Annotated in this window: 1 protein-coding gene; it reads left to right on the forward strand. The window is 74.4% G+C overall.

Features of this window, described 5'->3' with window-relative positions:
• Nucleotides 1-172: 172 nt before the first annotated feature.
• Nucleotides 173-7,949: non-ribosomal peptide synthetase (locus QH283_RS11295; protein ID WP_280502963.1), on the forward strand; the 7,777-nt coding region annotated here is incomplete at its 3' end.

The raw sequence follows: 7,949 nt of genomic DNA on the forward strand, positions 1-7,949 counted from the left end.
TCGTGAGCGACGACGAGGGGACGGTGTACGGCATCCGCCCGCACCGCCCCATGACCGAACAGCAGGTGGCGACGGCTATGCGACTGTCCCGCGAATCCATGCGCCTGACTTTGGAGCGGGCGAACAAGATACGCGCCGCCGCGGCGAGCCCCACCCGCTGTTGCGGGTGTATATGGCATTCGAGAACATGCAGCGCCCGCGCCTCGAGCTGTCCGGCGCCACGGTCGAGATCCTCGACCCTGGCCCGCAGGCGGCCAAGACCGATCTGGTGGTGACCGTCGCCGAGAACGCGGCGGCGGGCTCGGACATCCCGCTGCGCATCGATTACGCCGCCGACCTGTTCGACCAGGCCACCGTCGAGGAGTTCGCCGCGCGCCTGAACCGGGTGCTCGCGGCGCTGGTGGCCGAACCGGGCACCCGCGTCGGCGCCGTGGAGGTGCTGTCGGAGGCCGAGCGCGCCCGCCTGGTGCCCGCAGCCGGGCGCCGCGCCGAGCCCGCCCGCGTCCTGGCCGAGGTGCTGGCGGTGCGGGACCCCGAGGCCGTCGCGGTGATCGCGGGCGACCGCTCGCTGACCTACGGTGCGCTGGACACCGCGTCGAATCGGCTCGCCCGCGAACTGATCGCGCGCGGCATCGGTCCCGGCGACCACGTCGCCCTCGTCATGCCGCGCTCGGTCGAGTTCGTCGTCGCCATGTGGGCCGTGGCCCGATCCGGCGCGGCTTTCGTCCCGGTCGATCCCCGCAATCCCGCCGAGCGCGTCGCGCTCATGATCGCCGACGCCGAGGCCGCGGTGGCCGTGACGGTCATCGGGGCGGGCGAGCTGGTGCCGGATCCGGTGCCGACTCTGGTGCTCGACGATCCCGCCGTCGCGGCGACGCTGGCGCGACATCCGGCCGCGCCGGTGACCGATGCGGAGCGGACCCGCCCGTCGCGGGTGGCCGACACCGCCTATGTGCTGTACACCTCGGGATCCACCGGCGCGCCGAAGGGCGTGGCCGTGACCAGCGAGGGCCTGGCCAACTTCGCCGCCGAACAGCGCGAACGCTATGCGGTGGAGGCCGGCGCCCGCGTCCTGCAACTGGCCGCCCCCGGCTTCGACGCCGTCGTCCTGGAACTGCTCATGGCCCATGCCTGCGGCGCCGCCCTCGTGGTCTCGCCGCCGGAGGTCTTCGCCGGGCCGGAACTGGCCGAACTCGTTCGCGCGCACGGGGTCACGCACGCCTTCATCACCCCCAGCGTGCTGGCCACCCTCTCCCCGGCGGGCATGGAATCGCTGCGAGTGCTCGTGGCGGGCGGCGAGGCGGTCTCCGCGGAGGTCGTCGCGGAGTGGGCGCCCGGCCGCAATCTGCACAACGGCTACGGCCCCACCGAGACCACCATCATGGTCGCCATCAGCGATCCGCTGCGGGCGGGGGAGCGTGTCACCATCGGCGGACCGGTGCGCGGCACCAGGGCGGTGGTCCTCGACGGCCTGCTCCGCCCGGTCCCGGCCGGAGTCACCGGCCAGCTCTACGTCTCCGGCGTGCAACTGGCCCGCGGCTACCTCGGCCGCCCCGGCGCGACCGCCACCGCCTTCGTCGCGGCCCCCTACGGCCCGCCCGGCACACGGATGTACCGCACCGGCGACCTGGTCCGCTGGACCCGTGAGGGCACCCTGGAATACGTCGGCCGCACCGACTTCCAAGTCAAGATCCGCGGCCAGCGCATCGAACTCGGGGAGGTCGAGGCGGTCCTCGCCGCGCACCCGAAGGTGTCGGTCGCCCTCGCCGTCGGCGTCCCGGCCGAGCAGGGCGCCAGGCTCGCGGCCTATGTCGTGCTGGACGACGCCGCCACCCGCGCGGCCGAGGACACCTCCGCCGAGACCGACGCCGCCGCCGGAACTCTCGCGCGCGGCGTCACGGCGGAACTGCTCGCCCACGCCGCACAGCGCCTGCCCGCCCACATGGTTCCCGAGGCGGTCGTGGTCCTCGACGCACTGCCGTTGTCCCCGGTCGGCAAGGTCGACCGCGCCGCCCTGCCGGAACCGGTGTTCGGGACCGCCCGCCGCGAGTACGTGGCCCCGCGCGACGAGGTCGAGCGGCGGGTGGCGCAGGTGTGCGCATCGGTGCTCGGCCTCGACCGGGTCGGCGTCGCGGACAGCTTCTTCGAGCTCGGCGGCAATTCGCTGTCGGCCACCAGGGCTGCGGCGCGGCTCGGCGCCGCCTTCGGCGTGCAGGTGCCGCTGCGGACGATCTTCGACGCGCCGACCGTCGCCGACCTCGCCGACCGGCTGCGCTCGCGCGAGCCCGCCCACCGGGCCCCGCTGACGCCCCGGCCGCGCCCTGAGCGCATCCCGCTCTCGCCCGCGCAGACCCGCATGTGGTTCCTCAACCGGTTCGACGCCGATTCGGCGGTGTACAACATCCCGCTGGTCGTGCACCTGTCGGGCGCGCTGAATGTGCCCGCCATGCGGGCCGCCGTCGCCGACGTGCTCGAACGGCACGAGGCGCTGCGCACGATCTACCCCGACAGCGACAGCGGCCCCTACCAGGCGATCGTGCCCGCCGATGAGGCCGGGACGCTGCCGGAGGTGGCCGACGTCGCGGCGGCCGGACTGGAGGACCGCATCGCGGCCATGGCCGCCGAGGGCTTCGACGTCACCACCGAGGTGCCGCTTCGGGTCGCGTTGCTGCGCACCGCCCCCGAGGAACACGTGCTGGTGCTCGTGGTCCACCACATCGGCTTCGACGGCTCCTCGCTCGCACCGCTGGCCGCCGACCTGGCCACCGCCTACGAGGCCCGCGCCCGAGGCGACGCGCCCTCGTGGGCGCCGCTGCCCGTGCAGTACGCCGACTACACGCTCTGGCAGCGCGACCTGCTCGGCGACGAGGACGACCCGGACAGCCCGACGGTCGCGCAGACCGACTACTGGCGCGCCACCCTGGCCGACCTGCCCGAGGTGCTCGACCTGCCCACCGCCCGGCCGCGCCCGGCACAGCCGAGTTTCCGCGGCGCGCGGCTGACCGCGACCCTGCCCGCCGATCTGCACCGCGCGGTGCTGGCGCTGGCACGCGCCCACGACGTCACGCCGTTCATGGTGCTGCACGCCGCCTACGCCGCGGTCCTGGCCCGGCTGTCCGGCGCGGGCGACATCGCGGTCGGCACCCCGATCGCGGGCCGAGGCGAACCCGGCCTCGACGGCCTGGTCGGCATGTTAGTCAACACCCTCGTCCTGCGCACCCTGGTCGAGCCGGCGGCCTCCTTCGCCGGTCTGCTCGAGCAGGTCAGGGCTGTGGACCTGGCGGCCTTCGAACACGCCGACATCCCGTTCGAACGGCTCGTCGAGGTCCTCAACCCGCCGCGCTCCACCGCGCACGCACCGCTGACCCAGGTGGGTTTCTCGTTCCAGAACATCGAGATCCCGGCCGTGCGCATGGCCGGCCTGACGGTCACCGCGCGCACAGCCGATCCGAGTGTGGCGAAATACGACCTGCACCTGAGCCTGGTCGACCTCCCGGACGCGGCGACCGCGGGCATGCCGGTCGAGTTGAGTTACGCCACCGACCTGTTCGACGAGGCCTCGGCGGCGGTGATCGTGGAACGCTTCGTCCGCCTGCTGCGCGCGGTCGTCGCCGACCCGCGCCGCCCGGTCGGTGACATCGACCTGCTCACCGAGTTCGAACGCCGGGAACTGGCCGAATGCTCGCGCGGCGCGACCGCCCCGCCGGCCGAGGCAACCCTCGCCGACCTGTTCGCCGCCCAGGTGCGCGCCACCCCGGCGAACACCGCCCTCGCCGACGCCGTGAGCGGCGCCCGCATCGACTACCGCGAGTTCGGGGCAGCGGTGAACCGCCTGGCCCGGGCGCTGATCGCCCGTGGCGCCGGTCCCGGCACGGTCCTCGCGGTGTCCATGCGACGCGGCGTCGACCTGCTCACCACCCTGTACGCCGTCCACGCGGCGGGCGCAGCCTACCTGCCCCTCGAGCCGGACCATCCGGCCGAGCGGGTCCGCGCGGTGCTGACCACCTCCGGGGCCGCCGCCGTCCTCACCCGGCCGGAGGACGCCGCCGACCTCCCGCAGGACGTCCCGGTGTGGCCGCTCGCCGAACTCGCCGCCGACGTGCGCGCCACCGACCGGCCGGACACCGAACCGGTGACCGACACCGAACGCGTCCGCCCGCTGCGCCCGGCCGATCTGGCCTACGTCATCTACACCTCCGGGTCGACCGGCGTCCCCAAGGGCGTGGCCGTCCCGCACGCGGCGGTGGTCAACCAGATCCGCTGGCTGTGCGCCCATTACGGGCTCGGCGGTGACGACGTGCTGCTGTGGCGCACCCCCGTCACCTTCGACCTGTCGGTGTGGGAGTTGTTCGCCGCCCCCGCCTGCGGCGCGACCCTGGTGGTGGCGGGCCCCGACGACCACCGCGACCCGGCCGCGGTGGCCCGCCTCATCGCCGAACACCGGGTCACCACGGTCGATTTCGTGCCCTCCCTGCTGGCCGCCTGTCTGGCCGTCGCCGCCCCGGGCAGCGGCGACTCGCTGCGCCAGGTGTTGTGCATCGGCGAGGCCCTGCCCGCCGAAACCGCCCGGCGCTGCGCCGAATTCGGTCCGGCCGCGATCGACAACCTGTACGGCCCGACCGAGGCCGCGGTCAGCGTCACCGCCCACCGCGTCGACGTCGCGGACGAGGCCGCCGTGCCCATCGGCACGCCGGAGGCCGGGGTCCTCGTGCGGGTGCTGGACGAGCGCCTGCACCCGGTGCCGCCCGGCGTCACCGGCGAGCTGTACCTCGGTGGCGTGCAGTTGGCCCGCGGCTACCACGAACGGCGCGCCCTCACCGCCGCCACCTTCGTCGCCGACCCGCTGGCGGTGCACGGCGAACGGCTGTACCGCACCGGCGATCTGGTGCGCTGGGACGCCGAGACCGGGTTGCGCTATCTCGGCCGGGCCGACAACCAGGTGAAGCTGCGCGGCCTGCGCATCGAACTCGGCGACGTCGAGGCCGCCCTCACCGCGCACGACCAGGTCGAGGCCGCGATCGCGCAGGTGCGCACCGACGACGGCGAGCAGCGGCTGATCGCCCACATCGTCACCTCGGCGCCGGTCGACGACCGTCAGTTGCGCGGTTTCCTGCTCGACCGGCTGCCCACCTACATGGTGCCCGCCTCGTGCACCCGGATCGACGCCGTCCCGCTCACCGCCAACGGCAAGGTCGACTACCGGGCCCTGCCCGCCCCCGAGCCCGGCGCGCGTGCCGCCGCCTACCGGCAGCCCCGCGGACTGGTCGAGCGCACGGTGGCCGCGATCTTCGCCGAACTGCTCGGTCTGCCCGACATCGGCGCCGACGACGATTTCTTCGCCCTCGGCGGCAACTCCCTGCTGGCCACCCGCGCGCTCAGCCGCATCGGCGAGGTGCTCGAGGTGAACGTCCCGGTGCGGGTGATCTTCGAGGCGCCCACCGTCGCCGATCTCGCCGACCGCGTCACCGCCCTGCGGTCGGTGCCCGGCCTGCCCGCTCCCGTCGCGCGGGTGCGCCCGCAGCGGGTCCCGTTGTCCCCGGCGCAGGCGCGCATGTGGTTCCTCAACCAGTTCGAGCCGCAATCTCCCGGCTATGTCGTGCCGATGGCGATCCGGCTGGACGGCGTCCTCGACCTCCCCGCCCTGAGCGCCGCCGTCGGCGACGTGGTCGACCGGCACGAGAGCCTGCGCACCGTCTACCCGGCCGTCGACGGCGAACCCGCGCAGGTGGTGCTCGCCGCCGCAGAGATCGCCGACCTGTGGGATCTGACGCCGGAACCGGTAGGGGAGCGCGAACTTCCCCGCAAGCTCGCCGAGTTCTTCGGTCGCGGCTTCGACGTGACGAAGGCTGTGCCGCTGCGCCTGGCGCTCTACCAGCTCTGCGACGAATCCTGGGTGCTCGCCGCCGCCGCGCACCACATCAGCTGCGACGGCTTCTCGGTCGCCCCGCTGACCGCCGACCTGGTGACCGCCTACCGGGCGCGCTCACGGGGCGAGCGGCCCGACTGGGAGCCGCTGGCCGTGCAGTTCGCCGACTACGCGCGGTGGCAGCGGGAGATCCTCGGCTCGCCCGACGACCCGGATTCGCGCACCGCCCGCGACATCGCCTACTGGCGGGAGCGGCTGGCCGGGGCGCCCGAGGTGCTCGACCTGCCCACCGACCGGCCGAGGCCCGCCGAGCGCGGCCAGCGCGGCGGCGTCGTCGAGATGGCGGTGCCCGGCGAATTGCACGCCGCCGTCCAGGAACTGGCGCGCCGCACCGCCACCACGCCGTTCATGGTGGTGCACACCGCGCTCGCCGCGGTGCTGTCGCGGCTTTCCGGCAGCGACGACATCACCGTCGGCGTCCCGCACGCCGGCCGCGGCCACCGCAGGCTCGACCCGCTGGTCGGCATGTTCGTCAACACCCTGGTCATGCGCAGCCGGGTGCGGCCGGAGACCACCTTCGGCGAACTGCTCGAGCAGGTGCGCCACACCGCCGTCGACGCCTTCGACCACGCCACGGTGCCCTTCGAACAGTTGGTGGAGGTGCTCAACCCGGTCCGCTCCACCGCGCACACCCCGCTGTTCCAGGTCATGCTCGCCTACCAGAACATGGAGCGGGCCCGCGCCGAACTGCCCGAGCTCGACGTCGAGAACATCGATCCCGGCGCCGACGCCGTCATCTACGACCTGCTGCTGATGCTCACCGAGGAGTTCGGCGCCCACAACGAACCCGCGGGCATGACGCTGCGGCTCACCTATGCCACCGACCTGTTCGAGGCCGCGTCGGCGCACAGGTTCGCCGAGCGGTTCGTCCGGGTGCTGGCCGCCCTCGCCGCCGACCCCGACGCCGCCGTCGGCGCGGTCGACCTGCTCGGCGAGGACGAGCGCCACCTGCTGCTCGACCAGTGGAACGGCGCCTCGACGCCCGCCGGGCCACGGCGCACCCTGGTCGAGCTGTTCGAGGCGCAGGTGGCGCGCACACCGGCGGCGCCCGCGCTGGTGCACCCGGACGGCACGGTGTGGAGCTACCTGGAGTTCGCCGAGCGCGTCCGCCGACTCGCCCGCCTGCTCGCCGAGCGCGGCGCCGGGCCGGAAAGCACGGTGGCGGTGGCGATCCGGCGGTCCGCCGACCTGGTGGTCGCGGTGTACGCGGTCGTGGCGGCCGGTGCGGCGTTCCTGCCGATCGACCCCGGACACCCGCGCGCGCGGATCAGCCGGGTGCTGGACGCGGCCCGCCCGTCGCTGGTGCTCACCACCGCCGCCGACGCGGCGAATCTGCCCGAGGACCGCCCCGCCGAACGGGTCGACACCCTCGACACCTCCCGGTACTCCGACGCCCCGCTCTCCGACGCCGACCGGCGCGCCCCGCTGCGGCCGGAGCACACCGCCTACGTCCTGTTCACCTCCGGCTCCACCGGCACGCCCAAGGGCGTCGCGCTCCCGCACGCGGCCACGGTCAGCCAGCTGACCTGGGCGCAACGGCAGTGGCCGCACGACGCCGCCGACGCGGTCCTGCACAAGACGCCGATCACCTTCGACATCGCGGTGTGGGAGTTGTTCTGGCCCTTGCAGACCGGCGCGCGGATCGTCGTCGCCGAGCCGGACGGGCACCGCGACCCCGGCTATCTGGCCGAAATCGTCGCCGAGCGGCGGATCAGCACCGTCCACTTCGTGCCTTCCATGCTCGATGTCGCGCTGGAGACCGCCACCGGGCCGTGGCCTTCGGTGCGGCGGGTGTTCGTGGCCGGTGAGGCGCTGGCGCAGCGCACCGTTGACGCCGCCGCCGCGATGTTCCCCGGCGCGGAGGTGGTCAACTGGTACGGGCCCGCCGAGGCCGAGGTCGTCACCGCCCATCGTTGCGCGCCGGGCGCGGCCACCCGCGCGCACGTGCCGCGCCGCACGCCCGGGGCCGGGGTGCGGGGGTGCGGGCTCGCCGCCGGGCGGCGGCCTGCGCCGCGCGGCGTGG

The organism is Nocardia farcinica, from assembly GCF_029867845.1.
Classification (GTDB): domain Bacteria; phylum Actinomycetota; class Actinomycetes; order Mycobacteriales; family Mycobacteriaceae; genus Nocardia; species Nocardia farcinica_A.